Consider the following 19,574-nt stretch of genomic DNA (forward strand, 5'->3'; position numbering starts at 1 on the left):
CTTTTAACTACATTCTTTCTGGAACTTCAATTCCTAATAAATGAAATGCATTTTTTATAGTGTTCCCAACTGATTTTGACAATTGTACTCTAAACACTTTTTTATCGTGATTTTCTTCTCCTAAAATTGAAACCTGTTGATAAAACGAATTGAATTCTTTTACCAATTCATACGTATAATTTGCAATCAACGCCGGACTATGATTCTCTGCCGCATTTTGAATTACTTCAGGAAATAATTGTACTTGCTTGATTAATTCTTTCTCCTTTTCGTGTAATTCTAATCCCGAAATCAAAATTGAAGTATCAAAATCTGCTTTTCTTAAAATTGACTGAATACGAGCGTAAGTATATTGAATAAATGGCCCTGTATTTCCTGCGAAATCAACTGATTCTTCTGGGTTGAACATCATTTGTTTTTTAGGATCAACCTTTAGCATATAATATTTCAAAGCGCCTAAACCGATTGTTTTGAACAATACCGCTTTTTCATCTTCAGAATAACCATCTAATTTTCCTAATTCTTCCGAAATAGTTTGCGCTGTCGTAGTCATTTCTGCCATTAAATCATCAGCATCTACAACTGTTCCTTCACGTGATTTCATTTTTCCAGAAGGCAATTCCACCATTCCGTATGATAAGTGATATAAGCTATCAGCCCAATCAAATCCTAATTTTTTCAAGATTAAGAACAACACTTTGAAGTGATAATCTTGCTCGTTTCCAACGGTGTAAACCATTCCTCCAACATCTGGAAAATCTTTCACACGTTGAATAGCTGTTCCAATATCTTGTGTCATGTAAACCGCTGTTCCATCAGAACGAAGCACGATTTTTCTATCTAAACCATCCGCAGTTAAATCAATCCAAACGGAACCATCTGGATCTTTCTCGAAAATGCCTTTTTCTAAACCAAATTGTACTACTTCTTTTCCAAGTAAATACGTGTTTGATTCGTAATAATTAGGAATATTGAAATTAACACCTAAATTTTTATAAGTTTGCTCAAAACCATCATACACCCATTGGTTCATGGTTTTCCAAAGTTCGATAACTTCTGGCTTTCCATTTTCCCAATCTAAAAGCATTTGTTGTGCTTCCAAAATAGATGGTGCTAGTTTTTTTGCTTCGTCTTCGGTTTTACCTTGAGCGATTAATTCTGAAATTTCTTTTTTGTATTGTTTGTCGAATTCAACGTAGAAATTTCCAACCAATTTATCTCCTTTCAATCCTGTTGATTCTGGCGTTTGTCCGTTTCCAAATTTCTGCCAAGCCAACATCGATTTACAGATATGAATTCCTCTATCGTTGATGATTTGTGTTTTATATACTTTTTTTCCAGAAGCTTTAATGATTTCTGCAACGGAATAACCCAATAAATTGTTTCTGATGTGTCCTAAATGCAAGGGTTTGTTAGTATTTGGTGAAGAATATTCCACCATTACAGCCTTCTCGCCTTCTTTTGGAGTTACAAAACCAAACGTCTCGTTGTTTTTAATCGAATTGAAAAATTCTACATAAAAAGCATCCGAAATCACAATGTTTAAAAATCCTCCTACGACATTGAACTTAGCCACTTCATTTACGTTCGCTACTAAGTAATTTCCAATCTGATTTCCGATTTCAACTGGGTTACCTTTTAATGCTTTTACCAAAGGAAAAACTACCATAGTAATATCACCTTCAAACTCTTTCCTAGTAGCCTGAAATTCAACTTTTTCTATAGAAATATTGAACAATTCAAGAACCGCTTTTTGGATGTGTGTTGTTAATGTGTGATGTAATGTCATTTTACCTTATTTTTTTGAACGTGCAAAGGTAATAAATAGTAGTTAGTGATTAGTAAATAGTGATTAGTTTTTTTTCGATTAAAAAAATATTTTAAAAATACTGTAACAATTAACAATTGTTGAAGTCTATTAACCACAATCATCAATCATTTAATCAAAAACAAACAAATGAAACTTAAATTAATTATCACCTGTTTTTTATGCTCAATTGCCTTTGGATTTGCACAAAACTCGGGAAGCATTAAAGGTAAAGTAGTTGACAAAAAAACAAATGAGCCTTTACCTTACGTAAACATTATTCTTAAAGATAATGACAAGATTGTTACAGGAGGTGTAACCACAGAAGATGGAAATTTCGCCATCAATAAATTAGCATTACAAAAATATACTATTGAAATTCAATTCATTGGCTATACAACAGTTGTTAAAAACATTGATTTAACAGCAGATGCAAATCAAAACTTAGGAACAATCGCTATTTTAGAAGATGTATCAGAATTAAAAGACGTAGAAGTTGTGGCTGAACGTTCTAACATGGTGCAGAAAATTGATAGAAAAGTAATTAATGTTGGGAAAGATTTAATTGCTTCAGGAACTACTGCTTCTGAAATTATGAATAACATCCCAACAGTTAGTATCGACCCTCAAACGAAAGAAATCAGCATGAGAGGAAACAGTAATGTACGTGTACTTATCGATGGAAAACCTTCGAATGTTTCGGTGGAGCAATTGTTACAACAAATTCCTTCTGCATCAATTAAACAAATTGAGTTGATTACGAATCCTTCGGCAAAATACAATCCTGAAGGAATGAGTGGAATTATTAATATTATTTTGCATAAAAATTCTCAAGATGGTTTTAATGGTTCTATAAATACAGGAGTTACTTTTGGAATTACTCCAAAAACAAACTCGGCTCTGAATATGAATTACCGTGTAGGAAAAGTGAATTTTTACACTAATTACGGATTCAATCATGGTAAAAATGCCAATCACGGATTTGTTGATAGTGAAAGAACCAATCAGGAAAATAGACAAGATTTTAATTTTAACAACAAAAACAATTCGCACTTGTTGAAATTTGGAATGGATTATTACATCAACGATAAAAACACATTATCTGCTTATACTAATCAAAGTTTTACATATGGAAGTGGTGACGGAGCAACAATTGTTGCTTATGACGACCCTATTTCAAACAGAAATACCAACCAACTTTTTAATAGTAGAAGTAATAATAAAAACCAAACGTACGATATGGTTTTTAAACATGATTTTGAAAAGAAAGATGAAAATTTAGAACTTCAATTCAACTATTCACATACGGTTAACGACGAAAACACTGTGTATGATGAAACGATTTTAAATCCAACGGAAACATATGAAAGAACCAATTTAGTTAAAGGAACTACTGATTATTTTCAGTTTAATGCTGATTATGTAAATCCAATTACTGAAACTACTAAATTAGAATTAGGAGTTGAAACGAGAATTCAAAATTCGGGTAACCGCTTTAACGATATTAATCCGAGTTTTACAAGCGCTAATAATTCGTTTGAATTTGGAAGAAATATCTATTCGGCTTATGCTAATGTTGGCAAGCAAATTGGAAAATGGAGCGGTCAACTTGGTGTTCGTTTAGAATATTTTGACTTGGATGCCAATTTTGCCATCAACGAGACTAATCCTAGTTTTAATGATGCTCAAAATATTTCTGACGACTTGTTTACAGCTTATCCGTCGGCATTTTTAACGTATACAGCAAACGACAAAAACTCATTCAATTTTAATTACTCAAGACGAGTTGACCGACCAAGTATTGGACAAATTAGCCCTATTAGAGAATGGACAACACCTTTAATGGAGTCGAGAGGAAATCCTGGATTAGTTCCGCAGTTTACTAATTCATTTGAAGTAAATTATACGAGAAATACAAAAATTGGCTCGATAACAAGTGGTGTATTTTACAGAAGTATTTCAGATGAAATATCAAGAACTGTTTACAACGATCCAAACAATCCAAATCGTAACATTTTATCGTATGACAACTTTGATAATAATGATGCCTTTGGAATTGAAACTTCTGGAAATTTAAAATTCACAAAATGGTGGGCAGTAAATGCTAGTTCAGATATTTATTTTAAAACTGCAAAAGGAACCGTACAAAACGCAAATACTAATGCATTAGAAAATGCAGAAGTTGATGTGGTAACTTTTAATGCAAGAATCAACAATACTTTTACAGCAACTAAAGATCTACGTTTCCAATTATTTGGTATGTACAGAGGAAAAGATAGAGGATTACAATATGACAGAGAACCAATGTATAAAATGGATATTGGAGCAACGTATAATATTTTAAAAGGAAAAGGAACCATCACAGCTCGTTACAACGACGTTTTTGAAAATATGAACTTTGCTTTTGATGGTAATATTCCATTCAGACAACAAGGAGCATTTTATTGGGAAAGTCAAACGTTTTATGTTGGATTCAACTACATTTTTGGAGGTGGAAAAAACCGTGCTTTAACCAGAAAACAAAGAGATGCCAATGAAACTAGTGGTGGTGGCGGAATGTTTTAATATAGCTATTAGGCATTAGGCAAAAGCAAAAAAGCGTTCTGAAAATTTCAGAACGCTTTTTTTATAATAACCTTTTCTCTTGCTTCTTGCTTCTTTTCTCTAACTTCTAATTACCATCTAATAATCACACTTCCCCAAGTAAATCCAGAACCAAAAGCAGCTAAAACCACTAAATCGCCCGATTTAATTTTACCTTGTTCCCAAGCTTCGGTTAAAGCAATTGGAATGGAAGCTGCAGTGGTGTTACCATATTTTTGAATATTGTTGAATACTTGGTCATCTGTTAAACGGAATTTCTGTTGAATGAATTGCGAAATTCTCAAATTCGCTTGATGTGGCACCAACATATTAATGTCAGAAACTTGTAAATTATTCGCTTGTAATCCTTCATTAATGACTTCGCTAAAACGAACTACTGCATTTTTAAATACGAATTGTCCGTTCATGTAAGGATAATAACTTTCATCATTTGGATCGTTATCAGCAATGATATCAGTTACCCAACGTTTTCCCATTCCTGGCGCAATTAATGATAATTCTTCGGCATGTTGCCCTTCTGAATGTAAATGCGTAGACAAAATTCCTTTAGATAAATCTTCTTCTCTAGAAAGTACTGCTGCTCCTGCTCCATCTCCAAAAATTACAGAAACACCTCTTCCTCTAGTTGTCATATCTAAACCAGTTGAATGTAGTTCAGACCCAATTACTAAAACATTTTTATACATTCCGGTTTTGATGTATTGATCCGCAATTGAAATTGCATACACAAACCCAGAACATTGATTACGAACATCTAAAGCACCAACGGTTTTTAGACCTAAATCGCGTTGCACTAAAACACCTGGACCTGGGAAATAATAATCAGGACTTAAGGTTGCAAATATGACAAAATCAATATCTTCTTTAGCTATCCCTGCACGCTCAATGGCAATCTTAGCAGCTTTTACACCCATTGATGTTGTTGTGTCTTCACCTCTTATGATATGGCGTCGTTCTTGAATTCCGGTTCTTTCCTGAATCCACTCATCATTGGTTTCCATTTTTTTGGCCAAATCATCATTGGTAACAATATTATCTGGCACGTAATAGCCTATTCCTGATATTTTAGAATGAAACATAATTTATTTCTTTAATTAAACTTAGCCTGCAAAAATACAAACTTTAAGCGTATTTATTGAGTATATAAAAAAAGTCCAACTTAAAAATAAGTTGGACTTTTAATTTTTTTATACTTTATGCTGTTTGATCATCCGTTTCTGCGTCAGGAGCATTTTTTGCTACAGAAGCAATTCCGTTGTCTCTAGAAGCGGTACTTTCATACATTTCACTTGTACCAATAATTTGACCATTAGTCGCTTTTAAATTGAAATAATACTTTCCATTTTTAGATTCCAAACGATCAAAACGAGCATCATCTTGCGAATTTTTTTTCACAGATTCTACACCATTTAAACAAGCTGCTTTTGTAGTGTAACCTTCACTACCTAGAATTTCTTGACCATTGCCAGCTTTTAAGCTAAATTGAAATTCACCGTTTTTTCTTGTAGAAATTACAAATTTTCCCATGTTTTAAAATTTTATTTTGAACTATTTTATTTACAAACGAATTATAAAGTTACAAAAAAAATTAACATATAATTTAAAATTTCTAAATTCTAAAAAATTAATTTTAGAGCTTAATATTCAAACCAACAAACATGAAATTAAGATTATTAACATTTGTGGCGTTTTTGGGTACTTTTCTAAGTACATCGGCACAAGAAAATGTAACCTATCAAAAACCCTCACCTGAGATTTTAGCCTTAGCTGATTACGAAAGAGCGCCATCAGTAAGCATGGATACTAAGAAAGAATACATGCTTTTAAGTTACCGAAACACATACAAAACACTTGATGATTTAAATCAAGAAGAAATGAAATTAGGCGGCTTGAGAATTAATCCAGTAACCAATATTTCAAGTACGGTAACTTACATTAACAATCTGAAAGTTAGAAAAATAAAAGACAAAGCGGAAATTCAAGTAAAAGGCTTACCAGAAAACGCTCGAATTACCAATGTTTCTTGGTCGCCAAACGAAAAGAAAATTGCTTTTACAAATACTACTAATAAAGGAGTTGAACTTTGGGTAATTGATGTAGCAACAGCAACAGCCAAAAAATTAACTGCTGATAATTTGAATGCCAATTTAGGAAGCCCATTCAACTGGATGAAAGATAACGAAACGTTATTGGTAAAAGTTCTTCCAAAAGAACGTCCAGCATTAATTAATAGCGGTAAAGATTTACCAAAAGGGCCAACGGTTTCTTTAAGCGATGGATCTAAATCGCAAAACAGAACGTATCAAGATTTATTAAAAAATAAAACAGACGAAGCTAATTTTGATGTTTTAGTGACATCTGAATTATATAAAGTTTCTATTTCTGGAAATACTACTTTATTTAAAACAGCTGACATTTACGCTGGCGAGAGTTTTTCTCCAGATGGTAATTATTTAATGTTGACTACGATTCAAAAACCTTATTCTTACATTGTTCCAATGAGCCGTTTTCCCCAAAAAACTACGGTTTATGATACCAACGGAAAAGAAGTAAAAGTGGTAAATGAAGTACCGTTAACCGAAATCATGCCTAAAGGATTTTCTTCAGTAAGAAAAGGAAAAAGAAGCATGGGATGGAGATCTGACAAAGCAGCAACTTTATATTTTGTAGAAGCTTTAGATGGTGGAGACCAAGCTGTAAAAGTGGATTTCAGAGACGAAGTGTTCTTATGGGAAGCGCCTTTTACATCAAATCCAACAAGTCTAATCAAAACACAACAACGATATGGTGGTATCATGTGGGCGAATGACAATATTGCAATTGTAGCGGATTCATGGTACGATACAAGAAATACAAAAGCATATTTATTCAACCCTTCAAATTTAGCCATTGCTCCAAAAATTATTGAAGATAGAAATTCGCAAGATATTTACTCGGATCCTGGAAATTTCGAGATGAAAAAGAACGAATTTGGAAGATATGTAATTGCAATTGAAAACAACAAAGGTTATTTAATTGGTGCTGGAAATACTAAAGACGGACAGTTTCCTTTTATTGATGAATACGATTTCTCTACTTTGAAAAAAACGAGATTGTATACTTCTAACATGAAAGACAAAAAAGAAGACTTGATGTCAATAGAAGATTTCAAGAAAGGAGAAGTGTTGGTAATGATTCAATCTAAAAATGAATATCCAAATTACTATTTCAGAAACATCAAATCGAAAAACAAATTAACACCAATTACCGCTTTCAAAAACCCATTCGAAAGTATTAAAAACGTTCATAAAGAAGTTATCAAATACAAGAGAAAAGATGGTGTTGAACTTTCAGGAACTTTGTATTTACCAGCAGGTTATGACAAAACGAAAAAAGAGAAATTGCCTTTGTTAATTTGGGCGTATCCAGCAGAATACAAAGACAAAAATTCGGCAGGACAAAACGATAAAAACCCTAATGAATTCACGTTCCCTAACTATGGTTCGTTTGTATATTGGGTAACCAAAGGTTATGCCGTTTTAGACGATGCCGCTTTCCCAATCATTGGAGAAGGAACAACAGAACCTAACGATACATTTATTCCACAATTAGTTGCTAATGCTGAAGCTGCGATTGATGCTGTGGACAAATTAGGCTATATCAATCGTAAAAAAGTAGCTATTGGAGGTCACTCATATGGTGCTTTTATGACTGCTAATTTATTAACACATTCGAATTTATTTGCTTGTGGAATTGCAAGAAGTGGTGCTTACAACAGAACATTAACTCCTTTCGGATTTCAAAGCGAACAACGTAATTACTGGGATGTTCCTGGAGTTTACAACGGAATGTCGCCATTTATGAATGCAGAAAAAATGAAAACACCATTATTATTAGTTCATGGTGAAGCTGATAACAATCCTGGAACTTTCACACTACAATCGGAGCGTTATTTCCAAGCGTTGAAAGGTTTAGGTGGTCCTGCAAGATTGGTAATTTTACCAAAAGAAAGTCACGGTTATGTTGCCAAAGAAAATATTTTACATTTGTTATGGGAACAAGACCAATTCTTAGAAAAATATTTAAAGAATTAGAAAAAAACATAGCATAAAGAATTTAGCCCTTTGAATTTGAAAGATTTGAAGGGCTATTTTATTTTCAAACAAACAACTTCTCCATTTTCAATCAAATCATCATTTTCAAAAAAAACCGTTTGATTTTCGAATTTCGCTTCAATTAAATAATGACTTCCTCTAAAATAAGAATTTACAATTTCCACTTTAAAATCAGAATTTATGGAAACTTTCAATTGATGTGGATAAACAAATTTTAATCCTCCATCAATTTTAATTTCGTTCACATCTCCAAATAAAGAAGCTACATATCGCTTTTTTGGGTTATCATAAATGAATTTTGGAATTCCACTTTCTATGATTTCTCCATCTTTAATAATCGCAACCTCATCGGCAAAAGCCAAAACATCAGTGCTATCGTGAGTGGCAACAATACAAGTAATTTGTTGTTCTTTTAAATAGCCAAAAAGTTTTCTCCTTAAGCTATTCTTTCTGAAATTATCGATATGACTAAAAGGTTCGTCTAACAACAAAACTTCAGGTTCTAATGCTAAAACTCTAGCAATAGCAACTCGTTGCATTTGACCGCCACTTAAAAACTTAGCTTTTACATTGGCATATTCTGTCATTTCTACAATTTCTAATAATTCCGAAATACGAGCTTGTTTGTCTTCTGGAAAAAAATTAGAAAGATATTTTCCTACGTTTTCAGCAACCGTAATGAATGGCATTAAATCAAAATCTTGAGCCAAATATTTCATAAATGACATGCCGGGAATCAAATGGAATTTTGGACCTAAAACTTCAATATCATTCCAAAATATCTGACCTTCATCTAAGTCATGTAACCCGTAAATCAGTTTTAATAAAGTACTTTTTCCACAACCACTTTCTCCAATTAATGCCAAATTTTTCCCTTTAGATAAACTTAAAGAAACTGATTTTACATTAAGTGAATCTAGATACGAAAAGGAAATATCTTGTACAGATAGCATAACTATTTTTTTTTCAAAATTACAAATAAAAAAGCTACTCAAAAGAGCAGCTTTGTTCTATTTTAAATTATTCTTTTTTATTAATTTCCAGTTTCTTTTTTGGCATCGTCAATCATTTTTTGATTGGCTACAATAGCAAACTCAACTCTTCGGTTTAAACTTCTGCCCGTATCGGTATCATTTGTTTCAATTGGTTCTGCTTCTCCCATTCCAATTACTTCAAATCGACCTGAACTCAATCCTCTTCCTGAAAGATAAGATTTTACGGCTGCAGCTCGCTGAGTAGACAAATCTAAATTATAACTTTCAGAACCTTTACTATCGGTATACCCATAAATTTTAATATCTGTATCCGCATACTCTTTAAAAACTGGAACTAATTTATCTAGATTTTGTTTTGCTGTAATGGTTAAAGTAGCTTTATTAAATTCAAAATTTACAGAATTTTCTCCTAAAACCAAATGAATTCCTTCTCCTACTCTTTGCACTTGAGTTCCGGGTAAAGCCGTTTCAATTTCACGAGCTTGTTTATCCATTTTATTTCCTATTAAACCTCCAACGGTACCACCAACTACGCCACCAATTACAGCTCCTAAAGCTGTATTACCTCCTTTGCCTAAATTATTTCCTAGAATCCCTCCAATTACAGCTCCTGAAGTAGTTCCAATGACAACTCCTTTTTGAGTATTATTGGCATTTCTAGTGGCTTCACAACTTATGAACATTGAAGACCCAAAAACAACAATAGCTAAACTGAAAACGATATACTGATTTTTCATACTCTTAATTTTTTATTTTATTCTGTTAAATTGATAAACCAAAGTGATGGTTTTTCCTGCAACATCAACTGTATCGAATAGCTGAAAAGCATTTTCTGTCAAATTAGCTACTTTTAATACATAACCTTCTTTTACTGTTTTAGCTTTCACATCAGCACCTACAAATTTCAAAACAAGATTTCCTTCCTGATTAACATACCAAGTAATATCACTTGAAAACGTCGGACAACCTGCTTTACGCAAAGCCATTTCTCCTTGATTGTTGTTTGAAATGAAGCGCCAAGAACTGGTTTCAAAACATTGTGAATCCGCTATACCAAAGGAAATAATTTTAATATAAGACGAGTTTGGATAAGAAACTGAAGTCAATTCCCAATTTCCTTTTAAGCCCACCTCTGTCTTATTGTCTAATTTAGTAACTGGATTGGATTTACAAGAGACCATTAAAAAAAACAAACCGAAAATAATAATATTTTTCATAATAAACTGTTTTACAATGGATTATACTTACAAAGATAACCCTTATAATACCGTCAACTGTTAATTAAAACCCAATTCTCATATCCGACAATTTGTCATAAATTCAAAAATGGTACTTATTTTGAATGATAAAAACCATTCAATTGTTTAACTAAAAATTTTAAAATATGGCATCAGGAAAAATTAATGTTTCAGTAGAAAACATCTTTCCCTTAATTAAAAAGTTTTTGTACAGCGACCACGAAATTTTTCTTCGTGAATTAGTATCGAATGCGACAGACGCTACTTTAAAATTAAAACATTTAACTAGTATTGGCGAAGCTAAAGTAGAATATGGCAATCCAATAATCGAGGTTAAAATTGACAAAGAAGGTAAAAAACTACACATCATCGACCAAGGTTTAGGAATGACATCCGATGAAGTAGAAAAATACATCAATCAAGTAGCTTTTTCTGGCGCAGAAGAATTCTTAGAAAAATATAAAGATTCAGCTAAAGATTCAGGAATTATTGGACATTTTGGATTGGGATTTTACTCGGCTTTTATGGTGGCTGAGAAAGTAGAAATCATCACTAAATCATACAAAGACGAACCAGCAGCACATTGGACATGCGATGGAAGTCCGGAATTTACTTTAGTACCTCATGACAAAACCGAAAGAGGTTCTGAAATCATCTTACACATTGCAGAAGATTCATTAGAATTTTTAGAAGAATACAAAATCCGTGAATTGTTAACCAAGTATAACAAATTCATGCCAGTACCAATTAAATTTGGAACTCGTAAAGAAACTATTCCAGTACCTGAAGGCGCAGCAGAAGATGTAAAACCAGAAGAAATTGAAGTTGACAACATCATTAACAACCCAAATCCAGCTTGGACAAAACAACCGGTTGATTTATCGGATGAAGATTATAAAAAATTCTATCACGAATTGTATCCAATGCAGTTTGAAGAACCATTGTTTAACATTCACTTAAATGTAGATTATCCGTTTAATTTGACAGGAATTTTATATTTTCCTAAAATGGGTGCTGATTTACAATTGCAAAAAGATAAAATTCAATTGTACCAAAATCAGGTGTATGTAACCGATAACGTAGAAGGAATTGTACCTGAGTTTTTAGGTATGTTAAAAGGTGTGATTGATTCACCAGATATTCCTTTAAACGTTTCGCGTTCGTATTTACAAGCGGATGGCAATGTAAAGAAAATTTCGAACTACATCACTCGTAAAGTTGCGGACAAATTAAAATCATTATTCAACGAAAACCGTAAAGATTTCGAGCAAAAATGGAACGATATTAAAATTGTATTGGAATACGGAATGCTTTCGGAACCAAAATTTTATGAAAAAGCAGGCGATTTCGTATTATATCCAACAACTGAAGACAAATATTACACGTTAGCAGAATTAAAAGAAAACTTAAAAGACAATCAAACCGACAAAAACGGAAAGTTAGTTGTTTTATATGCTTCAAACAAAGATGCACAACACAGTTACATTGATATCGCAAAAGAAAAAGGCTATCAAGTGTTATTATTAGATTCGCCAATTGTATCGCATTTAATCCAAAAATTAGAAGCAGATAATGATAATTTGACTTTTACTCGTGTGGATGCAGATCATATTGATAAATTAATTCAGAAAGAAGAAGAAACGATTTCTAAATTATCGGATGACGAAAAAGAGAAATTAAAAGCTTCTATTGAAACGGTTGTCCCAAAAGAAAACTATACCGTTCAATTAGAGAATTTAGATAGTAATGCTTCACCATTCATCATTACCCAACCTGAATTCATGCGTAGAATGAAAGAAATGAGTGCGTCTGGCGGTGGTGGCATGTTTGGTATGGGCAACTTCCCAGATATGTATAATTTAGTGGTAAACACGAATTCAGAACTAGCCACCACTATTTTAAACAGTCCAGAAGACGCTCAAAAAGACTTGGTTAAACAAGCTTTAGATTTAGCTAAACTTTCTCAAGGATTGTTAAAAGGAGAAGAGTTGACTGCTTTTGTTAAGAGAAGTTTTGAGACTTTAAAATAATAATTTGAACTCTATTTTTAATCCTGACAGGTTTTGAAACTTGTCAGGATTTTTTTATATTTGATAAAACTTACATCATGAAATAAAGAAGTCTAATTAAAATGATAACACAACTCGAATTCATCCTATACGTTTCCAATCAAGAAAAAAGTCGCGAATTTTATCAAATCTTGTTACAGCAAAAGCCTAGTTTGGATGTTCTTGGTATAACGGAATTCACTATTAATGAATTCGTAAAAATAGGTTTAATGCCTAATGATGGGATTTCAAAAATTATTACACTAAAATTACCTCACCCAACTTCAGGAAACGGAATTCCAAGATGTGAATTGTATCTTCAAGTTGAAAATATTGAAACTGTTTTTGAGGAAACAAAAAAAGCTGGGGCAATAGAAATCAGTCCAATTGCATTAAGAGATTGGGGCGATTACGTAGGTTATATTGCCGATTTTGACGGGCATGTTATTGCTTTAGCTTCGAAAAGTATTCGTAACTTTGATATTTAAACCTTTTTCTATGAAAAATCTAACATTCGAAATCGAAATAAACGCTCCTGCTGATATAGTTTGGAACGCCATGTGGAATGAAGAAAACTACAAAAAATGGACATCCTCTTTTTGCGAAGGTTCATATGCAAAATCTTCTTGGAAACAAGGCGAAAGGATTCATTTTTTAGATCCAAACGGAAACGGTATGTATAGTGAAATTTCAACTTTAGTTCCGAATGAAAAAATGTATTTTACTCATCTTGGTAACATCAAAGAATTTGAAGAACAACCTTTAGACGAAGCTACAAAAGCTTGGTCGGGCGCTCAGGAAAATTACGAAATAATTAAAGTTGGAAGTCTTTCAAAAGTTTTAGTAACTCTTGATATTGTTGATGAATATGCCAACTTCTTTTTGGAATCATTCCCTAAAGGATTAAACACCATCAAAGAAATAGCGGAAAATAATGCGTGATTTTTTCAAGATAATAGTTATTACACTAATTAGTGGATTTACTTTTTCTCAAGAGCAAGAAAAACCAATACCGGCTTTTGACATTTTAAAGAAATATCAAAACGTTCGTGATTTTACGATTTCTACAACTCATGATGAAATTTACTTCACCATTCAAAATCCTTCCGAAGAACGAGCTGTAATTGCCGTAATTAAGAAAAAGAAAAAAAGATGGTCTGAACCCGAAATGACATCTTTTTCTGGAAACTTTAGAAACATTGAACCCTTTTTAACGCAAGATGGTTTGCGTTTGTATTTTGCATCGAACCGACCTATTGACGATACGACAACAAAAGCTAAAGATTACGACATTTGGTATGTAGAACGAAAAGATCTTAAAAGCAAATGGTCGAAACCAATAAATGTTGGAGCTCCAGTAAATTCATCTAACAATGAATTTTATCCTTGTGTAACGCTGAATGGAAATTTATATTTTACTTCAGATGTGATAAAAACACTTGGAAAAGATGATATTTTGGTATGCAAATGGGACGGAAAACAATATACTGAACCCGAAAATTTAGGCATGAACATCAATTCAACAGGATACGAATTTAATGCCTTTGTGAGTCCGAGTGAAGATTTTATAATTTACACGTGTTATGGAAGACCTGATGGTTTAGGAAGTGGTGATTTATATATCAGTTACAAGAACAACAAAGGAAATTGGGACACCGCGAAAAACTTAGGAGAAACAATCAATTCCAAGCAAATGGATTATTGTCCGTTTTACGATACCACTACACAAACACTGTATTTCACGAGTAAAAGAATGATTGCAATTGATAAAACATTTACCAATTTAAAAGAATTTGAAACCGAAATTTCTAGTTATGAAAACGGATTTAGCAGAATTTACAAATATCAAATAAAGTTATAATCATGACACTATCCATTGAAACTCCGGCTTTATTATTCTCAGCGACTTCGTTGATTCTTTTAGCTTACACAAATCGATTTTTAACAATCGCTCAAATCATTCGAAATTTAAAGAAAAACTACGACGACAATCATAACAAGAATATTCTTCTAGAAATCAAAAATCTGAATTTAAGATTAACATTAATTCGTTACATGCAATTGTTTGGCGTAATGTGTTTGTTTTTATCGGTTTTTGCTATGTTATTACTTTATGTAAGTCAAGAAAATCTTGGTATTTACTTTTTTGGAGCTAGTTTACTTTGCTTATTGATTTCTCTAGGAATCTCATTTTGGGAAATTAGTATTTCCGTTAATGCGTTGAGAGTTCATTTGAAAGATTTATCGGAAGACATTGAATAATTTTTAACTTTTCATTAAACCTTTTTAATTTTATGATGTCAAATTCCAATAAAAAATATTTTAATTATGAAAAAATTATCTGTTTTTTTGTTGCTAATTCTTGGAATTACAACAAGCTTTGGTCAAGAAGGTGATAAAAATGATTTTCCTGAATTTACTGGTGAGAATTTTAGTTTAGAAGGTGCTTTGGCTTTATTTAAGCAAGCAAACTCATTAGAAGAATTTGAAAAATTAATTAATGACGAAAAGAACAATGTTAATAATCTTGATTTAAACAATGATGGAGAAACAGATTACATTGTGGTACAAGACATTCAAGAAAAAGATACTCATGTCATTGTTCTAAGTACTTATTTAAACGAAAAAGAGAAACAAGACATTGCAACAATTGGTATAGAAAAAACTGGAAATGAATCTGCAATTCTGCAAATTGAAGGCGATTCAGAATTATATGCAGAAAACACAATTGTTGAACCTTTTGAAGTGGAAGAAAAAATCGAGAAAACAAAAGGTGGTCCAAATGTTCCTGTAATTACATCAACAGGAGTAGTAGTAAATGTTTGGTTTTGGCCAAGTGTTCGCTTTTTATATGCTCCGGGTTATGTAGTTTGGGTTTCACCTCATCGTTGGGGATTTTATCCAAGATGGTGGAAACCTTGGAAACCATACAGATATTCTATTTTTTACGGAAAATGTGCGCATCATCGCGTGTTATATCGCAAAACTACAACACATAGGGTTGTTGTTGCTCGAAAAGTATATACACCTAGAAGAAGTAAATCTACAATTGTAGTTCACAACAGAAGAGGAACAACAGTTATACACAAAAACAAAAGAGGAAAAACTACGGTAGTAAAAACAAAACGTCGTGGTGGTAGAAGATAACTATAATTAATATAAAGTTGAAATAAAAATCTCGTTTAAAGTAAATTAAACGAGATTTTTATTATTCAATAATCCACAACAAAACTGGCTTTTCCGATTGTTGCAAGCGTTCATCTAATTTTTCCATAAATGCATCAGAAACCGCCGGACATCCCCAACTTAGTGGACTATGTCTTGGATAAACTTCTTTATTTTTAACAGCACTCCAAGAATGTAAAACCACTACCCTTTTTACTGCATTTTTATTAGTTGCTTCTAATCCGTGTAACCAATATTTCACGTTGATTCCCCACGAACTATAATCGCGATTTCCAATTTTGTATTTACCTTTCATGGAACAATGACTATCTACTCGATTATCAAATTTTACTTTTTTCCATTTGTCTGGATTTTCTTCAAATTGGTCGCAACTTCCGTGTGTAACCAAGTTTTTATCTAATACTTTCTTTGAAGCAAAATCATAAATGAAAAAACGATTCTTTCCAGAATGCACACTCAAATCAACTAAAAAATAATACGATTCATTATAATCATTCTCTTTGCAAAAAGTCTCTGCCTCTTTATGAAAGGAACCGTAATCTTTTACCGCTAAAGTTTCAACTTCAGAATTATTACAACATAAAAAACAAACCGTAATCAATAGTAAAAAGTGCTTCATAGAAATGGGATTAAAATGATATAACTCTACTTTTTGATTTTTATTTAAAGGTATGTTGTTAAATTCTTACTAAAATTAAACCATCAAAAATCTTTTTTCTTTTATCTGTTCTCTTTTTTCTTTTTACCCTATCTTTGCGCCCCTTAAAAATTTAGGATATGTCAAACAACAATATAATAAAAGGAGTTTTTTTAGTTGCTTTAGGTGCTACGAGTTACGGAATGTTAGCTACTTTCGTTAAGTTAGCTTACAAAGAAGATTTCACAACAGCTGAAGTAACTTCATCTCAATTCATCTATGGAATCATTGGAATTTTAATCATTAATTTGTTCCAACGCACCAAAAACAAAAACACTGCCGTAAAAGCTTCTCCAAAAAACATCATGCATTTAATGTTAGCAGGAACTTCTTTAGGAATGACAAGTGTTTTCTATTATTTAGCGGTAAAATACATTCCGGTTTCTATTGGAATTGTATTATTAATGCAAACCGTTTGGATGGGCGTTTTATTAGAATGGTTTTTAGATAAAAAAGCACCATCTGCTCAAAAAATAATTTCTGTAATCATTGTTTTAATTGGAACAGCTTTAGCTATTAACATCTTTAAAATAGATTTCAACGACCCAACAATTGATTGGTCAAACGGATTATTCTGGGGATTATTAGCCGCTGCTTCGTTTACAACTACTATGTTTACAGCAAACAAAGTAGCATTAGGAATTTCGTCTGCTCAAAGAAGTTTGTATATGTTGTTAGGTGGAGCAGTTATCGTATTTGGTTTCAGCTTATACACGCAAGTAACACCTTTTAACTTTGAAATTTTCACCAAATGGGGAATTGTTTTGTCTTTATTTGGAACCATCATTCCTCCTATGTTATTAAACGCAGGATTTCCTCATACTGGAATTGGATTGGGAAGTATTGTTTCTTCTTTAGAATTACCGGTTTCGGTTATGATGGCTTATTTCTTATTGAACGAACAAGTTTTATTAATTCAATGGATTGGAATTGTGTTGATAATTACTGCCATTGTTATCATGAACATTCAGTTTAAGAAAAACAAATAGCAAGAATTATACTGTTAATAACTTTATTTTCAGTGATTTAAAAAGCTTTCTTTTTTTAGTAATTTTAGTTAAATAACCATTACAAGAAATTGTAATTAAAACTATTTAACTATGAGAAAATTATTTGCAGAATTTTTCGGAACCTTTTGGTTAGTATTTGGTGGCTGTGGCGCAGCAGTTTTTGCAGCCGGAGTTCCAGATATTGGAATTGGATTAGTTGGTGTTTCACTAGCATTTGGATTAACCGTTTTAACTATGGCTTACGCTGTTGGACATATTTCTGGCGGTCATTTTAACCCAGCCGTTACTCTAGGATTATGGGCTGGAGGTCGATTTTCTGATAAAGAAATTTTTCCATATATTATATCACAGGTTTTAGGAGCTACAGCTGCTGCAGGTGCTTTATATCTAATCTTAAATGGTGGTGATGCATTTTCTTCAGAAGGAGCAGGAGCTTTTGCTACCAATTTCTACGAATCAGAAGTCTACAACGGGAAAGGTTTTAGTATGATGGCTGCCTTCTTAACCGAATTTATTCTGACGATGTTTTTCTTAATTATCATTTTAGGAGCAACAGATAAATTAGCCAACGGAAGATTTGCTGGAATTGCAATTGGTTTGGCTTTAACCTTAATCCACTTAATTAGTATTCCAATAACCAATACTTCTGTAAATCCTGCTCGTTCTACTTCTCAAGCTCTTTTTGTACAAGGTGAAGCCTTGAGTCAATTATGGCTATTTTGGGTTGCACCAATTGCTGGAGCCATTGTAGCAGGTTTTATTTACAAGAATTTATTACAAGACAACAAATAATATTCCCCATAAAAATAGTAAATTAGCGATGTTAATCATCGCTTTTTTTATGCTCGATTTATTCCCAAAAGAGAAAATAATTATACCACTACCAGATGCGGTTTTTGAATTTTATCCAAACTTCTTCAACCAAGAAGAAGCGGATATGTTATTTGAGAAACTCATGGATGAAACCCCTTGGCAACAAGACGATATCACTATTTTTGGAAAGAAAGTCGCTCAACCTAGACTAACTTGTCTTTTTGGAAACGAAGGTAAACCTTATTCCTATTCGGGTTTAACTATGCAACCTCATGCTTGGAATCCTACTATGATGTTTATAAAAGAGAAGGTAGACAAAATTTCCGAACAAAATTTCACCACCGTTTTAGCCAATTTATACCGAAACGAAAAAGACAGCAACGGTTGGCATGCCGATAATGAAAAAGAATTGGGCAGAAACCCCATAATTGCTTCCGTTAGTTTTGGAGAAGAACGAAAATTTCAACTTAAACATAATACAATTTCGGGAGCTAAAATGAACTTGAATTTAAATCATGGAAGTTTATTATTGATGAAAGAAGGTAGCCAAATTCATTATAAACATCAAATCCCAAAAGCAACACAATCCAAAAAATCAAGAATAAATTTAACGTTTCGAACAATTTTATAATTATTATTTAAAAAATAATATCAAGTTTTGAGAAATTTTAAAAATTTCAAAAAAAGTAATTGGCATATTTTTTGAATTTATTTTTTTACTAATATTGAATTATAAACCAATAAAAAAGTTAGAATTAGTATTCATCTGATGAGAAAGAAGAAAATTTCAGAATTCGACAACGAAACACTAGATAGAGTTGTTGCTATGGCTCAAGAGGAAAAAAAACCTTTTGAAGTTTTAAAAGAGGAGTTTGGAGTGACTGAAAACGAAGTCACCGAATTAATGCGCAAAAGATTATCCAAAGACAATTTTGAACTTTGGAAAAAGAAAGTAACGGCAAGTAAGCCTAAACCGAAACCAATAAAGTACAACGAATTAGAAGATGAAGATTTAGATAGCAAATATTACTTCAAAAATAAATTCGACTAAAAACTAAAGCTCTTAAATAAAATAAGAGCTT

At 32.3% G+C, this 19,574-nt stretch carries 19 protein-coding genes; 12 read left to right on the forward strand and 7 right to left on the reverse strand.

Going from position 1 to position 19,574, the window contains the following annotated elements; translation table 11 throughout:
* Positions 1–7 precede the first annotated feature (7 nt).
* Positions 8–1,789, reverse strand: coding sequence for an arginine--tRNA ligase (gene argS / locus OJ995_RS06090; RefSeq protein ID WP_264368620.1), 1,782 nt, complete (start codon positions 1,787–1,789; stop codon positions 8–10).
* Positions 1,790–1,957: 168 nt separating this feature from the next.
* Here argS and OJ995_RS06095 point away from each other — a divergent pair, with 168 nt between their 5' ends.
* Positions 1,958–4,372, forward strand: coding sequence for a TonB-dependent receptor (locus OJ995_RS06095; RefSeq protein ID WP_264368621.1), 2,415 nt, complete (start codon positions 1,958–1,960; stop codon positions 4,370–4,372).
* Between the two features lie 110 nt (positions 4,373–4,482).
* On the opposite strand, the gene OJ995_RS06100 is transcribed toward OJ995_RS06095, so the two are convergent.
* Both OJ995_RS06100 and OJ995_RS06105 read right to left on the reverse strand, forming a co-directional pair.
* Positions 4,483–5,490 carry a 3-oxoacyl-ACP synthase III family protein gene (locus tag OJ995_RS06100; protein WP_264368622.1) on the reverse strand — a complete coding sequence of 336 codons (1,008 nt, stop codon included), beginning with the start codon at positions 5,488–5,490 and terminating at the stop codon, positions 4,483–4,485.
* Positions 5,491–5,605: 115 nt separating this feature from the next.
* Positions 5,606–5,938, reverse strand: a complete 333-nt coding sequence (locus OJ995_RS06105) for a YegP family protein (protein ID WP_264368623.1) — start codon at positions 5,936–5,938, stop codon at positions 5,606–5,608.
* Positions 5,939–6,069: 131 nt separating this feature from the next.
* On the opposite strand from OJ995_RS06105, the gene OJ995_RS06110 reads away from it, so the two are divergent.
* Positions 6,070–8,484, forward strand: coding sequence for a S9 family peptidase (locus tag OJ995_RS06110; protein ID WP_264368624.1), 2,415 nt, complete (start codon positions 6,070–6,072; stop codon positions 8,482–8,484).
* A gap of 53 nt (positions 8,485–8,537) precedes the next feature.
* Here OJ995_RS06110 and OJ995_RS06115 read toward each other — a convergent pair whose 3' ends face one another.
* From OJ995_RS06115 to OJ995_RS06125, 3 genes are all read right to left on the reverse strand, one after another.
* Positions 8,538–9,458 carry an ABC transporter ATP-binding protein gene (locus OJ995_RS06115; RefSeq protein ID WP_264368625.1) on the reverse strand — a complete coding sequence of 307 codons (921 nt, stop codon included), beginning with the start codon at positions 9,456–9,458 and terminating at the stop codon, positions 8,538–8,540.
* Positions 9,459–9,538: 80 nt separating this feature from the next.
* A complete protein-coding gene (locus OJ995_RS06120) occupies positions 9,539–10,237 on the reverse strand; it encodes a YiaD family glycine zipper/OmpA-like lipoprotein (RefSeq protein WP_264368626.1) in 699 nt (232 codons plus the stop codon).
* Positions 10,238–10,249: 12 nt separating this feature from the next.
* Positions 10,250–10,717 carry a lipocalin family protein gene (locus OJ995_RS06125; RefSeq protein WP_264368627.1) on the reverse strand — a complete coding sequence of 156 codons (468 nt, stop codon included), beginning with the start codon at positions 10,715–10,717 and terminating at the stop codon, positions 10,250–10,252.
* 167 nt (positions 10,718–10,884) lie between these two features.
* On the opposite strand from OJ995_RS06125, the gene htpG reads away from it, so the two are divergent.
* The 6 genes from htpG (at position 10,885) to OJ995_RS06155 (ending at position 15,933) form a co-directional block, all read left to right on the forward strand.
* Positions 10,885–12,768 carry a molecular chaperone HtpG gene (gene htpG / locus OJ995_RS06130; RefSeq protein WP_264368628.1) on the forward strand — a complete coding sequence of 628 codons (1,884 nt, stop codon included), beginning with the start codon at positions 10,885–10,887 and terminating at the stop codon, positions 12,766–12,768.
* Positions 12,769–12,869: 101 nt separating this feature from the next.
* Positions 12,870–13,274, forward strand: a complete 405-nt coding sequence (locus OJ995_RS06135; protein WP_264368629.1) for a VOC family protein — start codon at positions 12,870–12,872, stop codon at positions 13,272–13,274.
* Positions 13,275–13,284: 10 nt separating this feature from the next.
* Entirely contained in the window at positions 13,285–13,728 is a 444-nt protein-coding gene (locus OJ995_RS06140; RefSeq protein ID WP_264368630.1) for an SRPBCC domain-containing protein, read from the forward strand.
* Entirely contained in the window at positions 13,721–14,647 is a 927-nt protein-coding gene (locus OJ995_RS06145; protein ID WP_264368631.1) for a hypothetical protein, read from the forward strand. The genes OJ995_RS06140 and OJ995_RS06145 overlap by 8 nt, the downstream gene beginning before the upstream one ends.
* Positions 14,648–14,649: 2 nt before the next feature.
* Positions 14,650–15,048: a DUF2721 domain-containing protein gene (locus tag OJ995_RS06150; RefSeq protein WP_133609804.1), complete on the forward strand. Its 399-nt coding sequence runs from the start codon at positions 14,650–14,652 to the stop codon at positions 15,046–15,048.
* A 66-nt stretch (positions 15,049–15,114) separates the two neighbouring features.
* A complete protein-coding gene (locus OJ995_RS06155) occupies positions 15,115–15,933 on the forward strand; it encodes a hypothetical protein (RefSeq protein ID WP_264368632.1) in 819 nt (272 codons plus the stop codon).
* A 61-nt stretch (positions 15,934–15,994) separates the two neighbouring features.
* On the opposite strand, the gene OJ995_RS06160 is transcribed toward OJ995_RS06155, so the two are convergent.
* A complete protein-coding gene (locus tag OJ995_RS06160; protein WP_264368633.1) occupies positions 15,995–16,591 on the reverse strand; it encodes a murein L,D-transpeptidase catalytic domain family protein in 597 nt (198 codons plus the stop codon).
* A 158-nt stretch (positions 16,592–16,749) separates the two neighbouring features.
* On the opposite strand from OJ995_RS06160, the gene OJ995_RS06165 reads away from it, so the two are divergent.
* From OJ995_RS06165 to OJ995_RS06180, 4 genes are all read left to right on the forward strand, one after another.
* Positions 16,750–17,658, forward strand: a complete 909-nt coding sequence (locus OJ995_RS06165) for an EamA family transporter (RefSeq protein ID WP_264368634.1) — start codon at positions 16,750–16,752, stop codon at positions 17,656–17,658.
* A gap of 111 nt (positions 17,659–17,769) precedes the next feature.
* On the forward strand, positions 17,770–18,471 hold the full coding sequence (aqpZ, locus tag OJ995_RS06170; protein ID WP_264368635.1) for an aquaporin Z: 702 nt from the start codon (positions 17,770–17,772) through the stop codon (positions 18,469–18,471).
* 49 nt (positions 18,472–18,520) lie between these two features.
* Positions 18,521–19,123: an alpha-ketoglutarate-dependent dioxygenase AlkB family protein gene (locus tag OJ995_RS06175; RefSeq protein WP_264368636.1), complete on the forward strand. Its 603-nt coding sequence runs from the start codon at positions 18,521–18,523 to the stop codon at positions 19,121–19,123.
* Positions 19,124–19,261: 138 nt separating this feature from the next.
* Positions 19,262–19,543, forward strand: a complete 282-nt coding sequence (locus OJ995_RS06180) for a TIGR03643 family protein (RefSeq protein WP_111566856.1) — start codon at positions 19,262–19,264, stop codon at positions 19,541–19,543.
* Positions 19,544–19,574: the final 31 nt, after the last annotated feature.

It is taken from the genome of Flavobacterium lacisediminis (assembly GCF_025909975.1).
Taxonomy (GTDB): domain Bacteria; phylum Bacteroidota; class Bacteroidia; order Flavobacteriales; family Flavobacteriaceae; genus Flavobacterium; species Flavobacterium lacisediminis.